We start from the raw sequence: 22,948 nt of genomic DNA on the forward strand, positions 1-22,948 counted from the left end.
CAAAAATTCGTAAGTCTGCCGCCTATCCGGGCTTCAGCCGGCTAGAACCGTTCGGTTCGATTGTTGCCGTTTTCGCGACGCACAATTTGCCCTTTGGATAGCTTGGCATTAACTTCGGTATCATATAGCTACATCGATACGCTTAACCGATGGCGGCTTTTCCAAGACGCCTTCCCGCCAATTCCGGAGGACAGCATGACGGACAAAAGCGCTACTTTGAAACTCGGGGACAAGACTGTCGACCTGAGCGTCAGGGCCGGCACGATCGGCCCCGACGTCATCGACATCGGCGCCCTTTACAAGCACACGGGTACGTTTACCTACGATCCGGGCTTTACGTCCACGGCATCCTGCGAATCCAAGATCACATATATCGACGGTGACGAAGGCGTTCTGCTGCATCGCGGCTATCCGATCGAACAGCTCGCCGAGAAGGGCGACTTCCTCGAAGTCTGCTACCTGCTGCTCTACGGCGAACTGCCGACGGCTGCGCAGAAGAAGGATTTCGATTACCGCGTCACGCATCACACCATGGTGCATGAGCAGATGAGCCGCTTCTTCACCGGCTATCGTCGTGACGCCCATCCGATGGCCGTCATGGTCGGCACGGTTGGCGCTCTCTCGGCCTTCTACCACGACTCGACCGACATCACCGATCCGCATCAGCGCATGGTCGCTTCGCTGCGCATGATCGCGAAGATGCCGACGATCGCCGCCATGGCCTACAAGTACCACATCGGCCAACCCTTCGTTTATCCGAAGAACGATCTCGATTACGCCTCGAACTTCCTGCGCATGTGCTTTGCCGTGCCGTGCGAAGAGTACAAGGTGAACCCGGTTCTGGCCCGCGCCATGGACCGCATCTTCATCCTGCACGCCGATCATGAACAGAACGCGTCCACCTCGACCGTTCGTCTCGCCGGCTCGTCGGGTGCGAACCCGTTTGCCTGCATCGCAGCCGGCATCGCCTGCCTCTGGGGCCCGGCACATGGTGGCGCAAACGAAGCGGCGCTCAACATGCTGCAGGAAATCGGCTCGGTTGACCGCATTCCGGAATACATCGCCAAGGCCAAGGACAAGAACGATCCGTTCCGCCTGATGGGCTTCGGTCACCGCGTCTACAAGAACTACGACCCGCGCGCCAAGATCATGCAGAAGACCATGTATGAGGTGCTGGAAGCGACCGGTCACGGCGACGATCCGCTGATGAAGGTAGCACTGGAGCTTGAGAAGATCGCGCTCAGCGACCCCTACTTCATCGAGAAGAAGCTCTACCCGAATGTCGACTTCTACTCGGGCATCACGCTTCGTGCACTCGGCTTCCCCACGACCATGTTCACCGTTCTCTTTGCGCTGGCACGTACCGTCGGCTGGATCGCACAGTGGAACGAAATGATCGAAGATCCGCAACAGCGCATCGGCCGTCCGCGTCAGCTCTATACGGGCGCTCCGCAGCGCGACTACAAGCCGCTCACCGAGCGCTGATTGAGGTTGCTATAAACGAATTGCAGAAGGCCGGCTTGTCCGGCCTTCTTGCGTTTGAGCGTGTTCGCCGCCGCAATCATGGCAATTGCTGATCAAACTCCGCGTGATGGCTGCGCATTTCGCGGCCAGATGCCTTCATTTCCCGAAAGCTTTGTTCTAAGGAAGTCAACCTGCTTCGTCCCGGACGAAGATTGACAATGAGGTTTATGCGTCCCGATGCTCGTCTTCCTGAGAAAAGCTTCCCAAACCCTGTTCGCCAAGATCCTGCTTCTCCTGCTCGTCGTGTCCTTCGGCGTCTGGGGTGTCTCGGCATCGTTGTTCAGCAACACGTCCGATACCGTTGTAGCTGTCGGCGATCAGAGCGTGTCGTCGGCCGACTTTGCCTTTGCCTATCAGCGGCAGGTCGCAGACATGAGCAACCGGTTCGGGATGCAGCTGACGACCGAACAGGCGCGTGCCTTCGGCATTGAGGCGCAGGTGTTCTCGCAGCTTGCTGCCGGTGCCGCCCTCGACCAGCTGGCGGCAGACATGAATCTCGGCCTGTCGCAGGATCGCCTCGCGCAGCTGATTGCCGAGGATCCGGCCTTCATGAATGCCGCCGGAAGCTTTGATCGGGCGCTGTTTTCGTCGCGTCTGCGCAATGCCGGCCTGCGCGAAGACGACTACATCGAGGAACGTTCAAGGGTCGCGATCCGTAGCCAGATCGTTGATGCGACGGCAGACGGGTTCGTCGCACCGAAGGTCCTGGTCGATGCCATCAAGGCCTATCGCTATGAGAACCGCGACATCAACTACATCCTTCTGACCAATGCCAATATCGAGCCGATCAAGGCGCCCGATGACGCAACGCTTGCGGCCTGGTTCGAAACGACCAAATCCGGTTACCGTGCGCCGGAATATCGCAGCTTCAGCTATGTAAAGCTGGAGCCGGCCGACATCGCCGACACAGCATCGATCACCGATGAACAGATCCGCGAAGACTACGAGCGACGGAAGGCCTCCTACGAGGTCGCGGGAACGCGTACGATCGAGCAGCTCTCGTTCGAAAACCGCGAAATGGCTGAAGCGGCGTTGCAGGAACTGCAAAACGGCACGAGCTTCGATCAGTTGGTAACCGATCAGGGCAAGACTGCAGGCGATGTCCTGCTCGGTGACTTTACCCGCGACCGTCTGCCGGATCCGGCCCTTGCCGAGGCAGCCTTCGCCGTGACGACGGAGGGTGGAACAACGGCTGTTGTGGACGGCGCTTTTGGGCCGGTCATCCTGCGGGTCACCAATATCAAGGAAAGCCGTACCCGGAGTCTGGACGAAGTCAGGGAAGAAATCCGCGAAGAACTCGCGGAGGCTGCGGCCATCGCCGATATTACAGCCGTTCATGATCAGTTTGAGGATCTGCGCGCTGGCGGCTCGACGCTGAAGGAAGCTGCAGACCAGCTGAAGCTGCAGACGGCGACAGTCACCGACATCGACCGTCGGGGTCTCGACACCCGCGAAACGGAAGTGGCCGGAATTCCGGAACGGGACAGGCTTCTGAATGAAGTCTTCCGGACCGAGATCGGCGTCGAAGCCCTTTCGGTGACCCTCGGCAGCAGCGGTTTCATCTGGTTCGAGGTAACCGACATCAAAGCTGAGCGGGATCGCGAACTGGCGGAAGTCCGCGAGAAGGCTGTCGCTGATTGGACTGCAGAACAGCAGCGCATTGCGCTTGGCGTTCTGGCAGAAAACCTGCGCAAGCGGATCGCAGATGGCGCAAGCCTGGACGTCATTGCGACGGAACTGGGTCTTGCGGTCGAAAGCAAGGCAGGCATTACGCGTCGCAGCGAAGACGGCGTGCTCGGAGCAACCGCCATCCTCGCGGCCTTCTCGGGCCCACAGGGCACGGTCGCGACCGCTTCCGGCGAGGATCCATCGACCCAGATCCTTTTGACCGTGACGGCCGTGCGTGACCAGCCCACGGGCGGCGTTCCGCTCGGCGAAGACGAGCAGATCGCCCAGATGGCCAATTCCGCCGGTGACGACATCCTTGATCAGATGGTCGGTCAGCTGCAGGCGGAATACGGCGTGACGATCAACCAGACGCTGGCCCAGCAGGCGATCGTCCGCTAAACGTCGGCACAGGGGGAGCTGCAGTATGTCCGGGTTGAAGCCCTTCATCGCCAAGATCGCCGCGCGCCAGCCTCTGACCCGGCAGGAAGCGAGCGACGCGTTCGAAATCCTGATGTCGGGCGAAGCCAGCATGGCGCAGGTCGGCGGCTTCCTGATGGGTCTTCGGGTCCGCGGCGAGACTGTCGACGAAATCGCCGGTGCCGTTTCGATCATGCGGCAGAAGATGGTGCCGGTGGATGCTCCCGAGGATGCCATCGACATCGTCGGAACCGGCGGTGACGGCACCAACACCTACAATATCTCGACGCTGGCTGCCTTGATCGTGGCGGGCGCCGGTGTTCCGGTTGCCAAGCATGGAAACCGGGCGCTGAGCTCGAAGTCCGGCACGGCCGACGCCCTCTCGCAACTCGGTGTCAAGCTCGACATCGAGCCCGACCTTATCTCCCGCTGCGTTCGCGAAGCCGGCATCGGCTTCATGTTCGCGCAGCTGCATCATCCGGCCATGCGCCATGTCGGCCCTGCCCGCGTCGAGCTCGGCGCACGGACGATCTTCAACATTGTCGGCCCGCTTTCGAGCCCTGCCCGCGTCAAGAAACAGCTCTTCGGCGTCTATTCGCCTGAATGGCTCGTGCCCGGCGCCGAGGCGCTGAGGGACTTGGGGCTGAGCAGCGCCTGGGTCGTGCATGGCAGCGGTCTCGACGAGATCACCACCACGGGCCCGAGCCAGGTGGCCGAGCTGAAGGACGGCGAGATCCGGACCTTCGAACTCACCCCCGGCGATTTTGGCGTTGCAACGGTTTCGCTCGACGCGATCCGGGGTGGCGACGGCGCCGTCAATGCCGCAGCACTTCGCGATGTGCTGGGCGGCGCAAAGACTGCCTATCGTGATGTGGCGCTCTGCAACGCAGCGGCCTCGCTGATCGTTGCTGGCAAGGCCAAGGACGTGACCGAGGGCATGCATCTCGCCAGCCAGTCGCTCGACACGGGAAGCGCCGCTCGGGCGCTCGAAAAGCTGATCGCCATTTCCAACTCTGCTGCTTGAGGGTAAGTTCAGCGTATGACCGATATCCTGAAGCGCATCGAAACCTACAAGCGCGAAGAAATCGCAGCCGCCAAGGCCGCCGTTTCGCTGGCTGAACTCAAGGACCGGATCGCGGGCCAAGACACGCCGCGCGGCTTTTACCGCGCGCTCGTGCGGGCCCGGGACGAAGGGCGTTTCGGCCTGATCGCCGAGATCAAGAAGGCAAGCCCGTCCAAAGGGTTGATCCGCCCGGATTTCGACCCGCCTTCCCTGGCTGCGGCCTATGAGGCCGGTGGTGCTGCCTGTCTTTCCGTTCTTACCGACACACCGAGCTTCCAGGGCGCGCCGGAATTTCTGACTGCGGCGCGCAAGGCCTGTGCGCTTCCGGCGCTGCGCAAGGATTTCATGTTCGACGCCTACCAGGTCTATGAAGCCCGCGCCTGGGGTGGGGACTGCATTCTGCTGATCATGGCCTCGCTGTCGGATGGCGAAGCGGCGGAGCTCGAGGCGGTTGCATTTGAACTCGGCATGGATGTGCTGATTGAAGTGCATGACGCGGACGAGATGGAACGGGCGCTGAAGCTCAAGTCGCCGCTGGTCGGGATCAACAATCGGAATCTGCGCACCTTCGATGTGAGCCTCACGGTGAGCGAGGAACTGGCATCGATGGTGCCTGCCGATCGCCTGCTCGTCGGCGAAAGCGGCATCTTCATCTATGAGGATTGCCAGCGACTTCAGAGGTCCGGCATCACCACCTTCCTCGTCGGCGAGAGCCTGATGCGCAAGGACGATGTGACGGAGGCGACCCGGATGTTGTTGACCGGCAAGACCGGCGCACTGGCTGCGGAATGACGACCGGGTCGAATGGTCTGACGCATATCGGCGCCTCCGGCGAGGCGCATATGGTCGATGTCTCGGCCAAGGATGACACGGTTCGTGTGGCCGTGGCCGAAGGCTTCGTAAAGATGAAGCCCGAGACGCTTTCGACGATCCGGGAGGGCAACGCCAAGAAGGGCGACGTGATCGCAACGGCCCGGATCGCCGGGATCATGGCTGCCAAGCAGACCAGCAATCTCATCCCGCTCTGCCATCCGCTGATGCTGTCCAAGGTGACCGTCGATATCACCGAGGATGCACAACTCCCCGGTCTCCGCGTCGAGGCCACCGTCAAGCTCACCGGCAAGACCGGCGTCGAGATGGAGGCACTGACCGCCGTCTCCGTGACCTGCCTGACGATCTACGACATGGCCAAGGCCGTGGACAAAACCATGGAAATCGGCGGCATCCGGGTGTTGGAAAAGAGCGGTGGCAAGTCGGGCGACTTCCGCCATCCGGAGCGAGGCTGATGTCGCTCCTGCCAGTCGAGGACGCGCTTTCACGGCTTCTGGCCGCAGCGCGATCGATTGCCGAGACTGAGCAGGTTTCGCTGCATGAGGCCAACGGCCGGGTGCTGGCGACCGATCTGACGGCACGCCTCACCCAGCCACCCTTCGATGCCTCGGCCATGGACGGCTATGCGCTGCGTGCCGAAGACGCCGCCGAAGTCGGGTCAATTCTGACGGTCGTTGGCGAATCGGCAGCCGGGCATGGATACTCCGGGACCCTCGCTTCGGGCGAAGCCGTGCGTATCTTCACCGGGGCCCCCGTCCCTGATGGTGCTGACAGCATTCTTCTGCAGGAGGATGCCGGGAAGCTTGAGGGCGGTCGCATCCGAACCAATTTTGCCGTCAGCAAGGGGCGACATATCCGACCGCGTGGGCAGGACTTTGCCGAGGGCGATGTTGCGCTCTCTGCAGGTGTGCACCTCGATTTCAGCCATCTGACGCTTGCGGCTGCGATGAACCATGCCGCACTTCCCGTCTTCCGTCGTCCGCGAGTCGCGATCCTCGCCACAGGCGACGAACTGGTATACCCGGGGGCGTCCCGCGGCCCGAGCCAGATCATCGGCTCCAACACCTTTGGTATTGCGGCACTCGCCCGCGACAATGGCGCAGAGGTCATCGATCTCGGCATTGTCCCCGACAACCGGGACCTGCTGCTTGAAGCGATCGGGCGGGCGCGATCCAGTGGTGTGGATGTCCTGGTGACGCTCGGCGGCGCCTCGGTCGGCGATCACGATCTCGTGCAGTCGACGCTCCTCTCCGCCGGCATGGAACTGGATTTCTGGCGGATCGCCATGCGCCCGGGCAAGCCGCTGATGGTCGGGCGGCTGGATGCGATGCAGGTGCTGGGGCTGCCCGGCAATCCGGTCTCCAGCCTTGTCTGTGGGCTGCTGTTTCTGGAGCCGCTGCTGTGCCATCTCGGACATCGAATGCCTGCGCGGCGGATGGCTTCGGCGAGGCTGCGCATTGGCATGCCCGCCAACGACAAGCGGCAGGATTACGTGCGGGCAAGGCTCCTGGCTGACGGCGGCGATATTCCGCTCGTCGAAAGCTTCGGCAAACAGGATTCGTCGATGATGCGGATCTTCTCGCAGTCGGACTGCCTGATCATACGACCGCCGCATGCACCAGCCGCCGAGGCGGGCGAGATGGTCCCGGTGTTGCTGTTGCGCCCTTGAACGCATCTCCCAACTGCCTGCAAGGTGATTGAAACAGAAGACCCGGCACTCAGGCCGGGTCTTTGCATGTGTTTCTCGTCGCTTGTCTCAGACCAGTCGGCTCTGTTCCAGCGCCGCACCGATGAAGCTCGCAAAGAGCGGATGCGGGTCCAGCGGACGTGACTTCAGTTCCGGATGGTACTGGACGCCGATGAACCAGGGATGGTCGGGATATTCCACCGTCTCCGGCAGCAGGCCGTCGGGCGACATGCCTGAGAAGACCAGGCCGCAGGATTCCAGGCGGTCCTTGTAATCAACATTGACCTCGTAGCGATGGCGGTGACGCTCGGAGATGTCGGTCGAGCCGTAGATCTCCGAGATCTTGGTGCCCTTCTTCAGCGAGGCCTTGTAAGCGCCGAGACGCATGGTGCCGCCGAGATCACCCGCTGCGGAACGCTTCTCAAGCGCGTTGCCCTTCATCCATTCTGTCATCAGACCGACAACCGGCTCTTCGGTCTTGCCGAATTCGGTCGAGGACGCATTTTCGATGCCGGCGAGATGACGCGCCGCTTCGACGACGGCCATCTGCATGCCGAAGCAGATGCCGAAGTACGGCACCTTGCGTTCACGGGCGAATTGGGCCGCCAGGATCTTGCCTTCCGAGCCGCGCTCGCCGAAGCCGCCGGGCACGAGGATACCGTTGACCTTTTCGAGCCACGGGGCCGGGTCTTCCTTCTCGAAGATTTCCGACTCGATCCATTCGAGCTTCACCTTCACGCGGTTGGCGATGCCACCGTGATAGAGCGCTTCAATGAGCGACTTATAGGCGTCCTTGAGGCCGGTATACTTGCCGACGATCGCGATGGTGACTTCGCCTTCCGGCGTGCGAATGCGGTTGCAGACCTCTTCCCATGCATCCAGACGCGGCTTCGGTGCCGGTTCGATACCAAAGGCGGCCAGAACCTCGTTGTCGAGGCCTTCCTTGTGATAGGCCATCGGCACGTCATAGATGTTGGCGACGTCGAGGGCCTGGATCACGGCGCTTTCGCGCACGTTGCAGAACAGCGACAGCTTGCGCCGTTCGGCCTGCGGGATCTCGCGGTCGGCACGGACGAGCAGAATGTCGGGATGGATACCAAGCGCCTGCAGCTCCTTCACCGAATGCTGTGTCGGCTTGGTCTTCAGTTCGCCCGCTGCCGGGATATAGGGCATCAGGGTCAGGTGAACGTAGACGGCCGTGCCGCGGGGCAGGTCGTTGCCGAGCTGACGGATCGCTTCCATGAACGGCATGGCCTCGATGTCGCCGACGGTGCCACCGATCTCACAGATGACGAAATCATAGTCGTCATTGCCTTCGATAACGAAGTCCTTGATCTCGTTGGTGACGTGCGGAATGACCTGAACGGTTGCGCCGAGATAGTCGCCGCGACGTTCCTTGTCGATGATGTTCTTGTAGATGCGACCGGTGGTGATGTTGTCGGTCTTGGTGGCCGAACGCCCCGTGAAGCGTTCGTAGTGACCGAGATCGAGGTCGGTCTCGGCGCCGTCGTCGGTGACGAAGACTTCGCCGTGTTGAGTCGGGCTCATGGTGCCCGGGTCAACATTGAGGTAGGGGTCCAGCTTGCGCAGACGCACGCGGTAACCCCGTGCCTGCAACAATGCTCCGAGTGCCGCGGCCGCAATTCCTTTGCCAAGAGAGGAAACCACGCCGCCAGTGATGAATACATATCGCGCCATGGGCTTCACCGGATACCGTTTCAGATTCGATTCCGCCAGTCCCAATCGGGCTTGTCCCAAATTTTTCGTGAACAGGGCGGAATATGCACAAAAGAAAACCGGCGGACCCTTGAGCCCGCCGGAGTGATGGAAGTCGTTCCGATCAGTTGTTCGGAACGGCGTTGGGGTCTGCCGCCGGGGCGGGTGCTGCCGGCGTGGTCGCCGGTGCCGCAGGTGTGGAGGCAGCCGGTGCGGTCGTCGACGGCAGAGCCGGTGCTGCGCCCGGGAGCTGGTCGAGAACGCTGCCGCCGCCCTGCGTCGTGCCGTTGCCGGCCGGGATGCGGTCGAGAATGTCGGTCGGACGCGACTCATGACGCGCCAGGATGCCGAGCGCCAGCGAGATGACGAAGAACAGCGTCGCAAGGATCGCCGTGGTCCGGGTCAGGGCATTGGCTGTGCCACGTGCCGACATGAAGCCCGATCCGCCGCCGATGCCGAGACCACCGCCCTCGGAGCGCTGGATGAGGACGACGCCGATCAGGGCGACGACGACCATGAGGTAGATAACGAGCAATACGGTCTGCATGGAATGTCCATCCTGCCCTGTCAGGGCAAAATCAATGAGGTTGGCGGCTCTTTACATGAGAGGACCGGGCTTTGAAAGCCCCTCTCCCGCTTTTCGAGGCTTTCGCCGTCAGGCGGTCAATTCCTCGTAGACCCGGTATATGGCGAGGAAATCCGCAGCCTTCAAGCTTGCACCACCAATCAGGGCACCGTCGACATTCTCGACCGCCATGAGTTCGCGGGCATTCGACGGCTTGACCGAACCGCCATAGAGCAGCCGCATCTTCTTGCCTTCTTCGCCGAAGCGCTTGACGAGCTCGGCGCGCAGGAAGGCATGGGCTTCGGCGACATCGCCCGTGGTCGGCGTCAACCCCGTGCCGATCGCCCAGACCGGTTCATAAGCAATCACGGTGCGTTCTGCCTGGGCTCCATCCGGAACGGATCCGGCAAGCTGGCGCTTCAATATGTCGAGCGTCTGGCCAGACTTGCGCTCCTCGGCTGTTTCGCCGATGCAAATCACGGCAGTCAGATCCGCCTTGAATGCCGCTTCGGCCTTCGCCCGCACGAGATGATCGGTTTCGGCATGGTCGGTGCGACGCTCCGAATGGCCGACGATGACATGGGTACCGAAGCAGTCCGCGATCATCTCTGCCGAGAGATCGCCGGTATGGGCGCCCGACGCATTCTGATGGCAGTCCTGGGCACCGATTTCGAGCGGGCTGTCGGTGCAGAGCGCGGTCGAGACATAGAGCAGGGTCGCCGGCGGGCAGATCAGGCTGTCGACCTTGTCGGACAGCGGTCCCTGCACACCTTCTGCGATCGCCTTGATCTGATCAAGCGAAGCCCGCGTGCCGTTCATCTTCCAATTGCCCGCAACCAGCGGACGAACATCCGGTGTCATGTCGTGAAAAACCCCTATTTCGCTTTTGCGAAGTAGCAAATCTGAACCTGTATGGAAAGATTATGCAAATGGATTGGCCGCTTTATCGGGCGATATGGTGAAAATGTGAACCTTCGCCGCCCGGATAACCGGCAATGCGTCACGCTCAGCGGATCAGCCAGTTGAGTACAGCCCGCCAATCCGTCATCCGGACAGGCGTGCCATGGGAGCCAGTCTCGAACAGCGTGAAGCGAACCGGTTGCCTGGCGGCTCTCAGCTTCCGGTAGATGGAGATCTGGTCATCGGCGGCATAGACGCTGTCACGGCTGCCATGGGTAAACCAGATTGGCAGCTTTGCCTTGGCAGCCGCACTCTTCGGCAGCGCCGGATCGGGCGCGCCTCCGAGGATCGCCATCCCTGACAGCTTTGCGACCGTAGCGGCATCGCGGGAAATGCCCCAGCATATGAAGCTTCCCATGGATGCGCAGGCGAGCACCACCGGTTTGCCACCGGACTGGGCCGAGGCGTGGGCGATCAATGCTGCGATGTCGGCAACACCTTTGTCGTCGAAGCTTCGGACAGAGGGGGCGTAGTAGGTTCCGCCGTTTTCGGCGGCGAGGTTCTTCAGGCGATTGAAGTTGCCGCCGAAACTGATGTCGTTCAGCCCGAGACGCCGGTCGCCGCCCCGGCCATGAATGAAGATCACTGTGAAGGCCTGCCCCTGATCGCGCCCGACGCGTCCGACCTCCATCGGCCCCGTCGCAAGCTGCAGCGTCTGGTTTTCCTGAACCCGCCGAACCTTGAGGGAGACGTAGCGATCCTTCACGCGGCGCTCGGGAATGCTGTCGCGACCGTTAATGTCCCGCATCTCGTCGTAATCAACACGGGTAAAGTCGCCACCATCCAGCGATTCAATCACCGTCTGCGCCGAGAAGAGCTCGTCCTTGAAGGGGCCTACCGTCTCGGCGCGGACACTGGTGAGAAACAGAAACGGAAAGAGAACGCAGGAAATCGCCGCAGTGCGGAAATGAGCTGTGGACATCTGCATGGAAGATGGGTTTCCTCTCGCCTCGCGCTTGCCTTCGCGAAATGGCCCACGCAAAGCTGGCCCGCATTCAACATGCGCCGGCTGTCTGGCCCTTCGCGCCTGCCCTGCCTTTCTGGCACAATCCGACCGATTCGCAACAGCGACGGGCCTGGAGCGGCGGCTTTCCGAAGGGGCCGCAGACCCGGCAACGAACAGCAACAGAGTATCGAACGACGCCATGGACGACAACGATCTCTTTTCCGGCATGCCGATCGACCGCAAGGTCGAGGCAGATCCGACGCCTGCGCCCTCCCCGGCGCCGGTCGCCCGACCCGCTGCAACGGCTCCGACGCCGGGTGCGGACGAATACGGCGCGTCCTCGATCCGCGTTCTCGAGGGGCTCGAGCCCGTGCGCATGCGTCCCGGCATGTATATCGGCGGGACCGACGAGAAGGCGCTGCATCACCTCTTTGCCGAAGTCATTGACAACTCGATGGACGAAGCCGTCGCAGGCCACGCGAACTTCATCGACGTGCATCTCGATGCCGAAGGCTTCCTGACAGTCACTGACAACGGCCGTGGTATCCCGGTCGAACTGCATCCGCAGGTACCAGGCAAGTCGACGCTTGAAGTCATCATGACCAAGCTACATGCCGGCGGCAAGTTCGACGGCAAGGCCTATGAGACCTCGGGCGGTCTGCACGGTGTGGGTGTGTCCGTCGTCAATGCGCTGTCCGACCTGCTGGAAGTCGAAGTCGCACGCAATCGCAAGCTCTATCGCCAGCGCTTCTCGCGCGGCGTACCGCTGGGCGGGCTTGAAGAACTGGGCGAAGTCCACAATCGGCGCGGCACGCGGGTGCGTTTCCATCCCGATCCGCAGATCTTCGGCGACCACGCGAAATTTGACCCGGGCCGGATCTTCCGCATGGCGCGGTCCAAGGCCTATCTGTTCGGTGGCGTCGAGATCCGCTGGTCCTGCGATCCCGGCATGGTGCAGGAAGGTGGCGAGATCCCGGAAAAGGCGGTCTTCCACTTCCCCGGAGGTCTGAAGGACTATCTGGCCGCCACACTCGGCAAGGAATTCACGGTTACCCGAGAGATCTTTGCCGGCAAGACGGAAAAGACTGGCGGGCATGGCGCGCTGGAATGGGCGATCACCTGGTATGGCGGGGACCCGCAGGTCCACTCCTACTGCAACACCATCCCGACTCCCGAAGGCGGCACGCATGAGGCCGGCCTTCGCATCGCGCTCACCAAGGGGCTGAAGAACTACGCCGAACTGACGCAGAACAAGCGGGCGCAGCAGATCACCACCGACGACGTGATGATCTCGGCGGTCGGCATGCTCTCGGTCTTCATTCGCGAGCCGGAATTCGTCGGCCAGACCAAGGACAAGCTCGCGACCGTCGAGGCGCAGCGCATCGTCGAAAACGCGCTGCGCGATCCCTTCGACCATTATCTCGCCGACAATCCGAACGAGGCGGCCAAGCTGCTCGACTGGGTGATCGAGCGGGCCGAAGAGCGCCTGCGTCGCCGCAAGGAAAAGGAAGTCAACCGCAAGACGGCGGTGCGCAAGCTGCGCCTGCCGGGCAAGCTTGCCGACTGCTCACAGAATACAGCCGAAGGCGCCGAGCTTTTCATCGTCGAAGGTGACTCGGCCGGTGGCTCGGCCAAGCAGGCGCGCAACCGTGCCAATCAGGCCATTCTGCCCCTGCGTGGCAAGATTCTGAACGTCGGTTCGGCAAGCCGCGAAAAGCTGATGGCAAACCAGCAGATCGCCGACCTGATCCAGGCACTGGGCTGCGGTACGCGGTCGAAGTACCGCGAGGAAGATCTGCGCTACGAGCGCATCATCGTCATGACCGATGCCGACGTCGACGGTGCGCATATCGCGTCTCTGCTGATCACCTTCTTCTACCAGGAAATGCCGGAGCTCATCCGCGGCAATCACCTCTATCTTGCGGTGCCGCCGCTCTATGTCATCCGCCAGGGTGCCAAGACGGTCTATGCCCGTGACGACGCTCACCGGGCGGAGCTGATGGAAACGGTGTTCAAGGGCAAGAAGGTCGAGATCGGCCGTTTCAAAGGTCTCGGTGAAATGATGCCGGCCCAGCTCAAGGAAACCACCATGGATCCGGGCAAGCGGACGCTGCTGCGCGTCGAGATCGATGATGTCGATTTCGAAGGCACGCGTGACGCCGTGGATGCGCTGATGGGAACGAAGCCGGAGGCCCGCTTCCGCTTCATTCAGGATCGGGCGGCGTTTGCGGAAAATCTCGACATCTGAGGTCATTAGAGCAATGAGGGCATGCAGCGCCGCTTGTCTCACGGACGATAATGCTCCATATGCAGGGCAGCTTTAACGGGACATTCCAGATCGTGAGCCAGGCTGATATCCAGACCCCGTCGAAAGGGCCGCGTTGGCTCGGCCAGGCGACGGCCAACCGCATCGCCCTGATTACGCCGATTTCCGTGGCGCGCTGGCTGCTGGTGCTGATCGGGATTGCCGCGATCTATTTCTTCCATGGCTTCGTGGTGCCGGTGCTTGCCGCGCTGGTCATCGCCTTTGCCAGCTGGCCGCTCTATCGACGCCTGCTTGAGCGGATCGGCGGCAACACGACCATCGGCGCCACCATCGCATTGACCGCCATACTGATGTTTCTGATCATCCCGATCGGGATCGCGATCTCCTATGCCGTAGACGAAATGCGCCAGTGGATCAGCTGGGCGGTGCAGGCAAACGAGACCGGTGCCCCCCCGCCGGCCTGGATTGCCGCCCTGCCCCGCATCGGTGATTGGCTTTCAACGCAGTGGAACGAGCATATCGGGCAGCCGGGTGCGATCGGTGAGCTTATCCAACTGGTAAGCGGCGCCAATATCGGCAACATCTATCGGGCCGTCATCGCCGCAGGTGATGGTCTGTTCCATCTGGTGCTGACGCTTCTCTTCATGCTCATCGCCCTGTTCTTCGTTTATCGCGATGGTGCCAACTTCTCACGTCAGCTCGACCTGCTCGGCGAACGCATTCTGCCCAACCGATGGGAACGGATTTCCCGCGTCGTTCCGGCAACGATCAGCTCGACCGTCACCGGCATGACGCTGATCGCCATCGCCGAGGGCATCATTCTCGGCATCGCATACTGGCTGGCCGGCGTCCCCTCGCCCGTCACCCTGGGCGTCATCACCGGCGTCATGGCCCTCATTCCGGGCGGCGCACCGCTGTCGTTCACGCTTGTCTCGATCTACCTCGTTGCCAGCGGTTCGATGTTCGAAGGCGTTGCTCTCTTCGTCTGGGGCTCCGTCGAACTCTTCATCGTCGACAAGACGGTACGCCCGAGGCTTGTCGGCGGGCCGATCCAGCTTCCGTTCCTTCCCACATTCTTCGGCCTCGTCGGCGGCGTGAAGACCATGGGTTTCCTCGGTCTGTTCCTGGGACCGGTACTGATGGCGCTGCTGGTATCGATCTGGCGGGAGTGGATCCGCGAAGTGGAACTCTCCGACGAGGATCCTTCACTGGAGGCACAGGGTGAACTGGATCTAGTGCGTCAACCGGAGCCGGAAACGCGACGGCTTTCAACCGGGTAGCTCGGTCAGCCGGCTTCAGAGGCATGAAACTTTGCCGAGATAATCAAGGCGTCGCCAGACCGATACGCGATATGCCTTGGTTTGGCTCCAATCCTTCTGTTTCGTCGGCCAATTCAAAAATCATCCGGAGCCAGAGATGAAGACCGCCCTGATCATGATGACGATCCTTGGCTGCGACGATAGCGTCAGCCAATGCGAATTCGTCGAGACCCCGCCGGAGCGCTTTGTTTCGATCGAACTTTGCAACGCTGCTTCCGAACAGGTTCTCGGACGTTATACCAATATCGGATATCCAACCGCCGTTGCTGTCTGCCAGTTGCCGCCGCCGGACATTACGGAGGCGCTCGCCGCTCAGACACCTACCCAGCAAAACGCCACGGAGGCAGCTGTGGTCTCCGAGCCCACCGAAGAGCAGAAGAAGACCCTCAAGGACAAGGCTATCGATGCGGTGCGCGAAGTCCTGCCCGGCAAGGCCCAGATCAAGATGATCTTCGAAAAACCCATTCACGTGGTGTCGGAGAGCTATTCCTGGGTCGCCAAGAAGATTGTCCCCTGATCCGATCAGGCTGCCGCCAGCGCGAAACCGCTCGCATAATCCCGAGCGATACGGCGTTCTTCCTGAATGGCCAGTCGCTCGACCATGTCGATCAGAGCGCGGGCGGGCTCACTCAAACTGTGATCGCCACGGTAACGCTCGACGATGCGCTGGGCGATATGGTCGAGCTCGAAGCCATTCGCCGACTGGATGAGATTTCTCCAGAGCATGATTGCTTCGACGAACAGCGGGCTCACATCGCGCTTCAGACCGGCTGATTCGAGAAGAGCCCGGACGGCGTGAAAACGACCCGTTGCCAGAATGGAGCGGACGCGGCGTTCTTCCAGGCCGGAGATGGCTACAATCGCTGCGGAGAAGAAGTCCGTGCGCGCCGCGCAAAGAGCATGCATCAGGAAAGCTGGCGTCAGGCGGCCCGCCTCAAGCAGTTGATCGGTCAAACGCGTGAGTTCATCTCCGTGCACATCGGCGAGAAGCGCGATCGTCGCGCTGTCACCGGCCTCGCGGGCTATGCGTTCAATACGACGAGTACCGATTGCTCCAATGACCAAGTCAGACCCGGCAAGAGCTTCAGCCACGAACTGCACAAGCAACTGACGTGCAGCGCTCGTCAGATCCGCGCGATCAAGGAGAAGCGCGCGGATCCGTTCGTTGTCCCCATGGCGCTCTGCAATACGGCGCAGTGTGAACGCTGTGATGCGTGCACCGGGGTTCTCCAGCAGCACTTCAAGCTCGGCTGCATCGCCAATCTCGGCGAGCGCGGCAGCAACGCCAACGCTGACCTCTCGGCGCGCAGCAATGAGCGCGCGCGTCTCCACGGTCCCCCGACCGGCAATATCAACGAGGTCGGCATCGCACAGGACCGGAGAATAAAGGATGACGGCCGACGCGATTTCAGGCTGGTCCTCGGCCAGAGAAACCATCATGGCACGTGGCGCCTGTTCTTCATGCGCCAGCACATCGACAAGCGCCAGACGAACCTGGGGCGACGGATCGTCCAAAAGATAGGTCATGGCCATCTGAGCGGACTGCCGCTCCTGCGGCGACATATCCGACCTCAGATACGCACGCGCCAGAGCGTTTGCGGCACGCGCCCGCTCATGCGACTTCGCCGTTTCGACCCATCTGAGAAAAGCTGCAACGATCAAAGCCGAACCCACTCTTTACCCGTCCACAAACCGAAGTTCTCGGTAAATTCGACAATAGGTTCAAAGTGGTTAAGAAACGTTCACCACGTTGATTAACCATCCGGCCCTGCAGTCGAATGGGTCGCTTAGAGACGTGAGGCAGATCAGCTTCGCTGGTTTGGCCTTCTCAATTCAAAGACCGGCCCCATGCCGGCGTAGTCCATGTAACCCAGCCGCATGATCGGTTCGGCTGCGGCCAGATCGAAACGGCCGTCGCGTATCATTTCATCCGCTATATGGATGCCAACGACCTGACCGAAGACTGCATGGCTGTCGGTCTCGTTGCCGTTCATGTCAGGCAGGGTCAAGACTTGCGTCACCCGGCATTCAAGTGCTGCGACGGCCTCACCGACGAAGGGAGCATCAACGATACGGCCCGCAGATGCAGTCAGTCCCGCCAATTCAAATTCATCTGTTCCGTAGGAGACAGGAGCCGATGATTCGTTCATTTGCCCCAACAAGCTGCGGCTGACGAAGCTTGCCGTGAAGACGCCGGTCTCCTCGACATTGCGCAGACTGTCCTTGCGACCGCTCGAGGAGAACATCACCATCTTTGGACGATCACCGACCGCATTGAAGAAAGAGTAGGGCGACAGGTTCCGGCTGCCGTCCCTGCCCTTCGTGCCGATCCAGCCGATGGGCCTTGGCGCGACGATCGCCTTGAAGGGATCGTGGGCCATTCCATGATTGTTCGTCTCGGTGTCGTAGAACATCAGTCTTCGCCACCCTGCCAGGAGACGACGTCTTCCAATGCCGGGCGCGGACGCTCGACGATCGGAAACTCGGTCGAGCCGATGTGAATGAAGCCGGCGACCTTTTCGCCCGGTTTCACACCGAGAAGCGGATGGGCGCGCTCGTCGAAGGCGAACCACTCGGTCAACCAGTTCGACACATAGCCATGGGCGTTTGCCGCCATCAGCAGGTTGAGGCAGACCGCACCGGCCGACATGACCTGCTCCCATTCGGGGATCTTCACATGCGGAGCCGCTGTCGAGACGACACCGATGACGACAGGAGCGCGGGTGAAGCGGGTGCGCTCGACCTTGATCATCTCCTCGGACAGATCAGGGTTCTTTTCCAGTGCCATCTTCAGCAATTCTTCGCCAATCGTGGCCCGCTCGTCACCGCGATAGACGATGAAGCGCCAGGGAGCGAGCTTGCCGTGGTCGGGCACGCGCACCGCCAGCGTCAAAATCGACTCGATCTCGGCCTTGTCCGGACCCGGCTCACACATCTGAAATGCGGGCACGGAGCGGCGAACTGCGAGATAATCGAGCAGCTTGATGTCTTTTTTCATTTTCTTGATACCTTCATAGGCCTTGGCGGGGTCGGCAGGTCTTGAAATTGCCATGCGGTTCGGTTTGAAGTTGCCGGCATTGGGAAGGAAGTCAACACACAGTGCGTCGCATGTTTCGCCAAGATGGTCTCGTCCGCCTGCTGCTCTGGCTTTTCGTCGCCTCAGCCGCGACGTCACCAGCCGTCGCGCAGGAAGCTTTTGATACCTTCAAGCAGTTGAACGGCTCTACCAAGATGCCGAAGCTGAAAGCGTTCTCTTCGCCGGCGGCCGGCGCCATTGCCAATGTCACGCAAGGCCGCAGCGTCAGGCTCGATGCCAAGCTCACCGAAGGCGGGGAGCCGATGCAGCATGGTTTGTCCTGGCGGGTGTTCAGCCCCATCCCCGGCTCTGATGGAAAGCTGCCACTTTTGGCAAGTGCGGAAGGTGGATCTGCCGCCTTTCAGCTCGCGCCGGGAGACTATTTCGTCAATGTTTCCTTTGGGCGGGCAGGTGCGACGAAGAAGCTCAGCATACCCGCGGATGGCGATGTGGCCAATCAGGTGCTCGTTCTTGACGCCGGCGGCATGGCGCTCAACGCGATCTCGGGTGCCGACACGCATATTCCCGACAAGCAGCTGAGCTTCGACATCTATTCGTCGGAAGTGCGTGAGGACGGTGAAAGGGGCCTGGTGCTGGCGGATGTCAAGCCGAACACCATTGTGCGCCTGAATGCCGGCACCTATCACGTCGTATCCGAATACGGCTCAATCAATGCCGTTGTCAGGGCAGACATAACGGTGGAAGCCGGTGAACTGACGGAAGCGACCATGCAGCACCGTGCGTCGCAAGTGGGCTTCAAGCTGGTATCGGACGAAGGTGGCGAAGCGATTGCCGATACGGCATGGTCTGTCCTGACGTCAGGCGGCGACATCGTCGCCGAAAGCGTCAGCGCCTTTCCGGTCATGGTGCTGGCAGAAGGCCAATACACGGCTGTTGCCCGCAACAAGGACAAGCTTTTCCAGAAGGATTTCGAGGTCAAGGCAGGCGTCAACATGGACGTCGAACTGTTGCTCGACGACCAATCCTGATCCTGTGTCAGGCCGCGCGGCGGAACTTTCGCGACTCGGCAGGCGCCATGCTGAAGACGGCGCCGAACAGCCGTGCCAGCAGATCCTTGCGGTCAGCATGGCTGCTCAGGTCTTCCCAGGGCATCGTCTCGCCGACGCGGGCTCGGATCGTTGAACCCGACAGACGGCGGAATTCGCGGATCAGCAAGGAGACGCGCAGCGTCAGCGAAATCTTGCTGGCAAGGTGAAACAGCCGACCGTTCTGACCTTCGAAATAGACTGGGATGACATTCGCCTTCGCAGCCTGGATCAGCTTGGCGGGAAACATCTTCCACGGCAGGTCCTCGGCACGGCCAAAACCCTTCTTGGCCGTCGCAACACCGCCAGCCGGGAAAATCACGACAGTCACACCCTCCTTCAACAGTCTCAACGCCTCGTGGCGGGTCTGCATGTTGATGGCCAGCGCTTCCTTGGTTTCCTCGAAGGAGACGGGCAGCGAGTAAGGCGCCATTTCCGGCACCTTCAGCAGTTCGTTATTGATGAGCACACGGAACGGCCGCCCGAGTTGCTCAGCAAGCGCAAGCACGGCGATGCCGTCGCCGATGCCGAACGGATGGTTGGCGATCAGCACAATCGGACCTTCTGGTACATTTTCCGGCGGCCAAGTGCCCTCGACCTTCAGTTCGACATTGATCAGATCGAGCATCTTGCCGAAGACCCGGTCCGTCTTGCCGACAATGTCGTTGCGCCAGATATCGTAGAGCCTCGTGAAACGGTCACGACCGGAGAGCCCTTCGATGGAGCGGATGAACCAGCGCTTAAGCTTCGGATCGCGCTCGTTGGCGTAAGACAGTTCTTTGAACTTCACGGGAGTGCTCCAGAGGGGCGGAGAGTCATCTGACCGTCATATGCGGTTTTGATGACAGCCGTCTGACAGCGTGGTGACACGCCGTCAGACGGTTGATCCTTTTCAGATCTTTCGGTTTGCCAGCCTGCGCTTGACGTCCGGAGGTGTCGCTTCCCCCGCAAGCACGGCAATCGCTTCCGCAAGCGGCATCGAGACCTGGTCCTGGGAACCGAGGCGACGGATGTTGACGGTCTTTTCCTCTGCCTCGCGCTTGCCGCAGACGATGATGACCGGGACCTTGGTCACGGAATGCTCGCGGACCTTGTAGTTGATCTTTTCGTTGCGGAAGTCCGTTTCGACCTGAAGGCCGGCATCGCGGAGCTGCTCGGCCACTTCGCGACCGTAGTCGTCGGCGTCCGAGGTGATCGTTGCCACGACGACCTGCAGCGGTGCAAACCACAGCGGCATGTGGCCAGCGAAGTTCTCGATCAGGATGCCGAGGAAACGCTCCATCGAGCCGCAGATGGCGCGATGGATCATGACCGGCTGAACCTTTTCCGAGTTCTGGTCGATGTAGAAGGCGCCGAAGCGTTCCGGCAGGTTGAAGTCCACCTGCGTCGTGCCGCACTGCCATTCACGGCCGATGGCGTCGCGCAGGGTGTATTCGAACTTCGGACCATAAAAGGCGCCCTCGCCCGGCAGAATGCCGGTCTTGATGCGTCCGCCGGACTGCTCCTCGATCTGCTTCAGGACGTCCATCATCACGCTTTCGGCGCGATCCCAGAGCTCGTCGGAGCCGACGCGCTTTTCCGGACGGGTCGAGAGCTTCACGACGATCTCGTTGAAACCGAAGTCCTCGTAAACGGAGAGAATCAGGTCGTTGATGCGCAGGCATTCGGCCGCCATCTGCTCTTCCGTGCAGAAGACGTGGGCATCATCCTGGGTGAAGCCACGCACGCGCATCAGGCCGTGAAGTGCCCCGGAGGCTTCATAACGGTGAACCGTGCCGAATTCGGCGAGACGGACAGGCAGTTCGCGATAGGATTTGAGGCCATGCTTGAAAATCTGCACGTGACCTGGGCAGTTCATCGGCTTCAGCGCGAAGACCTTCTGGTCGGCTTCCTCGTCATCGGGGTTCATGAAAGCATGGGCCGATTTTACGGCGAACATGTTTTCCTGGTACCAGCCCCAGTGACCCGAGGTTTCCCAGAGCGACTTGTCGAGGATCTGCGGCGCATTGACTTCCTGATAGGTGCCCTCAAGACGACGGCGCATGTAGGATGTCAGGGTCTGGAACATGCGCCAGCCCTTGCCGTGCCAGAAGACGACGCCAGGGCCTTCTTCCTGGAAATGGAAGAGATCCATTTCACGGCCGAGCTTGCGGTGGTCGCGCTTTTCGGCTTCGGCCAGAATGTGCAGATAACGGTCCAGATCTTCCTGTTCGGCAAAGGCGGTGCCGTAGATGCGGCTCAGCATGGCGTTGTTGCTGTCACCGCGCCAATAGGCGCCGGCCACCTTCATCAGCTTGAAGGCCATGCCGATCTGCCCGGTGGACGCCATATGCGGCCCACGGCAGAGGTCGAACCAGTCGCCCTGATAGTAGATCTTCAGGTCCTGGTCTTCCGGGATCGCGTCGACCAGCTCGACCTTGTACTTTTCGCCCTTGGAAGCAAAGACTTCCTTGGCCTTGTCGCGCGACCAGATCTCCTTAGTGAAGGGCTTGTTGCGCTGGATGATCTCCTTCATCTTCTTTTCGATCTTCGGCAGATCGTCGGGCGTGAAGGGTTCAGCCTTGGCGAAGTCGTAATAGAAACCGTTCTCGATCACCGGACCGATGGTGACCTGCGTGCCGGGCCAGAGCTCCTGCACGGCTTCAGCCATCACGTGGGCGGCATCGTGGCGGATGAGTTCCAGCGCACGCGGATCGGTGCGGGTGACGATCTCGATCTTGCCGTCGATGATGGGGTCTGAGAGGTCGCGCAGCGTGCCGTCGAGCGCAATGGCGACGGCCTTCTTGGCAAGCGACTTGGAAATGGATTCGGCGACCTCGGCACCGGTCGTGCCGGCTGCGAATTCGCGGATGGAGCCATCGGGGAAAGTGAGAGATACGGAAGCGGACATAAACGTCTCCTGATCCAGTCCCGCCAACGAATGCGGGTGGTGAAAATTGCGGGATGAGACACCCCGCCACGAACCGGCGCTTGATAGGCCGAAAGCGCTGCTGAGTAAAGGATCTTGCTAGGCCTGCCCCATGAACCAGAAGCGGCGCGCCTCTGCGGGCAACGTGTTGAGGATCCGCTCCAGCGCCTCTGGATCGACGTGACGGCGGATTGTGGACGTCACGTCCTCGATGGCGGTTTCTGTCGAGAGATTGTGGTCATGGCGGAAGGCACGCACTTCCTTCATGAGGGCATCGCGATCGGCGAAAGGTTTTACCGGCGCCTCGGTATCCCAGTCGCTGACGAAGATGGCGCGTAGGACAGGCGGTAGGACATTGGCAAAGGCAATCGCTTGGCCGACGGTCAGGCGGCGCCGAAAGACCTGAAGCACCGCCTGCAGCATGGTGTAAGCCTGGTGAGACGTCTGGATCATAGACGTCGCGACGAGATCCTTCATGAAGGCGTCAAAGTCGGCGGAGGCCTCGCGGTATTCGAGCGGCATCGGCATGCGATCGTGTCCCAAAAGCGAATCGACCGCTCAACTATGCCGCGATCTCTAATCTTGGTCAGCCGCCTTGCTTGCGGCCGAAGATCCAGAGGCGCCAGGGTGTGTACCAGGAAAAGCTAGTTCCCAGCGTTTCCGGCACGGGATCTGGACCCCAGGTTCCGCCGGGCCCACAGCGGACGACCCTGAATAGCGTCAGCCAGCCGCCCGACCACAGACCGTGACGGGCAACGGCCTCGTAGCCGTATTCGGAACAGGTCGGCATGTGCCGGCAGGAACTGCCGACAAGGCTCGAGAAGGTCAGCTGGTAGAGGCGGATGAAACCCATGCCGAACAGGCGGCCCGGGGTCTTTCGAATGGGCCCCTGCCAGTTGCGGCTTCTTGGGGTCGCTTTAGCCGGCTCATGCCCACAGTCGGGGCCGTTGCACATG

21 protein-coding genes are annotated in these 22,948 nt (G+C 61.1%); 10 read left to right on the forward strand and 11 right to left on the reverse strand.

The genetic code is table 11. The features are described 5' to 3' along the window. Positions 1–195: 195 nt before the first annotated feature. The 6 genes from gltA to AC1PUL_RS08040 all read left to right on the forward strand — a co-directional run bounded on the left by gltA (position 196) and on the right by AC1PUL_RS08040 (position 7,172). Positions 196–1,485 carry a citrate synthase gene (gene gltA, locus AC1PUL_RS08015; RefSeq protein ID WP_298465318.1) on the forward strand — a complete coding sequence of 430 codons (1,290 nt, stop codon included), beginning with the start codon at positions 196–198 and terminating at the stop codon, positions 1,483–1,485. A gap of 216 nt (positions 1,486–1,701) precedes the next feature. Beyond that, on the forward strand, positions 1,702–3,591 hold the full coding sequence (locus AC1PUL_RS08020) for a peptidylprolyl isomerase (RefSeq protein WP_480467703.1): 1,890 nt from the start codon (positions 1,702–1,704) through the stop codon (positions 3,589–3,591). A 25-nt stretch (positions 3,592–3,616) separates the two neighbouring features. After that, a complete protein-coding gene (gene trpD / locus AC1PUL_RS08025) occupies positions 3,617–4,633 on the forward strand; it encodes an anthranilate phosphoribosyltransferase (RefSeq protein ID WP_480467705.1) in 1,017 nt (338 codons plus the stop codon). A gap of 15 nt (positions 4,634–4,648) precedes the next feature. Continuing rightward, positions 4,649–5,464: an indole-3-glycerol phosphate synthase TrpC gene (gene trpC, locus AC1PUL_RS08030; protein ID WP_480467706.1), complete on the forward strand. Its 816-nt coding sequence runs from the start codon at positions 4,649–4,651 to the stop codon at positions 5,462–5,464. Continuing rightward, positions 5,461–5,958 carry a cyclic pyranopterin monophosphate synthase MoaC gene (moaC, locus tag AC1PUL_RS08035; RefSeq protein WP_480467707.1) on the forward strand — a complete coding sequence of 166 codons (498 nt, stop codon included), beginning with the start codon at positions 5,461–5,463 and terminating at the stop codon, positions 5,956–5,958. Before trpC ends, moaC begins: the two co-directional genes overlap by 4 nt. Continuing rightward, positions 5,958–7,172: a molybdopterin molybdotransferase MoeA gene (locus tag AC1PUL_RS08040; protein ID WP_480467708.1), complete on the forward strand. Its 1,215-nt coding sequence runs from the start codon at positions 5,958–5,960 to the stop codon at positions 7,170–7,172. The genes moaC and AC1PUL_RS08040 overlap by 1 nt, the downstream gene beginning before the upstream one ends. A gap of 87 nt (positions 7,173–7,259) precedes the next feature. On the opposite strand, the gene AC1PUL_RS08045 is transcribed toward AC1PUL_RS08040, so the two are convergent. From AC1PUL_RS08045 to AC1PUL_RS08060, 4 genes are all read right to left on the reverse strand, one after another. After that, a complete protein-coding gene (locus AC1PUL_RS08045) occupies positions 7,260–8,897 on the reverse strand; it encodes a CTP synthase (protein ID WP_480468530.1) in 1,638 nt (545 codons plus the stop codon). A gap of 133 nt (positions 8,898–9,030) precedes the next feature. After that, complete coding sequence (gene secG / locus AC1PUL_RS08050; RefSeq protein WP_298465298.1) at positions 9,031–9,453, reverse strand: preprotein translocase subunit SecG; 423 nt, start codon at positions 9,451–9,453, stop codon at positions 9,031–9,033. A 108-nt stretch (positions 9,454–9,561) separates the two neighbouring features. Further along, the gene (gene tpiA, locus AC1PUL_RS08055) at positions 9,562–10,332 is read right to left on the reverse strand and encodes a triose-phosphate isomerase (protein WP_298465295.1); all 771 of its coding nucleotides are present in this window, start codon (positions 10,330–10,332) and stop codon (positions 9,562–9,564) included. 145 nt (positions 10,333–10,477) lie between these two features. Further along, entirely contained in the window at positions 10,478–11,359 is an 882-nt protein-coding gene (locus AC1PUL_RS08060; RefSeq protein ID WP_480467710.1) for an alpha/beta fold hydrolase, read from the reverse strand. A gap of 217 nt (positions 11,360–11,576) precedes the next feature. Between AC1PUL_RS08060 and parE the strand changes: the two genes are divergently transcribed. The 3 genes from parE to AC1PUL_RS08075 all read left to right on the forward strand — a co-directional run bounded on the left by parE (position 11,577) and on the right by AC1PUL_RS08075 (position 15,479). Next, positions 11,577–13,625, forward strand: a complete 2,049-nt coding sequence (gene parE, locus AC1PUL_RS08065; protein WP_480467712.1) for a DNA topoisomerase IV subunit B — start codon at positions 11,577–11,579, stop codon at positions 13,623–13,625. Positions 13,626–13,684: 59 nt separating this feature from the next. Next, positions 13,685–14,923, forward strand: a complete 1,239-nt coding sequence (locus AC1PUL_RS08070; protein ID WP_480467714.1) for an AI-2E family transporter — start codon at positions 13,685–13,687, stop codon at positions 14,921–14,923. A gap of 136 nt (positions 14,924–15,059) precedes the next feature. Next, positions 15,060–15,479, forward strand: coding sequence for a hypothetical protein (locus tag AC1PUL_RS08075; protein WP_480467715.1), 420 nt, complete (start codon positions 15,060–15,062; stop codon positions 15,477–15,479). A gap of 5 nt (positions 15,480–15,484) precedes the next feature. Here the strand turns inward: AC1PUL_RS08075 and AC1PUL_RS08080 are convergent, their stop codons facing one another. The 3 genes from AC1PUL_RS08080 to AC1PUL_RS08090 form a co-directional block, all read right to left on the reverse strand. Further along, positions 15,485–16,624, reverse strand: a complete 1,140-nt coding sequence (locus AC1PUL_RS08080; RefSeq protein ID WP_480468531.1) for a DUF2336 domain-containing protein — start codon at positions 16,622–16,624, stop codon at positions 15,485–15,487. A gap of 143 nt (positions 16,625–16,767) precedes the next feature. Next, the gene (locus AC1PUL_RS08085; protein WP_480467717.1) at positions 16,768–17,376 is read right to left on the reverse strand and encodes a flavin reductase family protein; all 609 of its coding nucleotides are present in this window, start codon (positions 17,374–17,376) and stop codon (positions 16,768–16,770) included. Further along, positions 17,376–17,960, reverse strand: a complete 585-nt coding sequence (locus tag AC1PUL_RS08090; RefSeq protein WP_480467719.1) for a nitroreductase family protein — start codon at positions 17,958–17,960, stop codon at positions 17,376–17,378. Before AC1PUL_RS08090 ends, AC1PUL_RS08085 begins: the two co-directional genes overlap by 1 nt. 110 nt (positions 17,961–18,070) lie before the next feature. On the opposite strand from AC1PUL_RS08090, the gene AC1PUL_RS08095 reads away from it, so the two are divergent. After that, a complete protein-coding gene (locus AC1PUL_RS08095) occupies positions 18,071–19,027 on the forward strand; it encodes a hypothetical protein (RefSeq protein ID WP_480467721.1) in 957 nt (318 codons plus the stop codon). A gap of 7 nt (positions 19,028–19,034) precedes the next feature. Here the strand turns inward: AC1PUL_RS08095 and AC1PUL_RS08100 are convergent, their stop codons facing one another. The 4 genes from AC1PUL_RS08100 to yidD all read right to left on the reverse strand — a co-directional run bounded on the left by AC1PUL_RS08100 (position 19,035) and on the right by yidD (position 22,947). Beyond that, the gene (locus AC1PUL_RS08100) at positions 19,035–19,874 is read right to left on the reverse strand and encodes a lysophospholipid acyltransferase family protein (RefSeq protein WP_480467722.1); all 840 of its coding nucleotides are present in this window, start codon (positions 19,872–19,874) and stop codon (positions 19,035–19,037) included. A gap of 102 nt (positions 19,875–19,976) precedes the next feature. Then, complete coding sequence (gene thrS, locus AC1PUL_RS08105) at positions 19,977–21,974, reverse strand: threonine--tRNA ligase (protein WP_480467724.1); 1,998 nt, start codon at positions 21,972–21,974, stop codon at positions 19,977–19,979. 117 nt (positions 21,975–22,091) lie between these two features. Then, a complete protein-coding gene (locus AC1PUL_RS08110) occupies positions 22,092–22,520 on the reverse strand; it encodes a DUF2267 domain-containing protein (RefSeq protein ID WP_480467726.1) in 429 nt (142 codons plus the stop codon). Between the two features lie 58 nt (positions 22,521–22,578). Next, positions 22,579–22,947 carry a membrane protein insertion efficiency factor YidD gene (gene yidD / locus AC1PUL_RS08115; protein ID WP_480467727.1) on the reverse strand — a complete coding sequence of 123 codons (369 nt, stop codon included), beginning with the start codon at positions 22,945–22,947 and terminating at the stop codon, positions 22,579–22,581. Between the last annotated feature and the right edge of the window lies 1 nt (position 22,948).

The sequence above is a fragment of the Rhizobium sp. P43 genome, assembly GCF_056730705.1.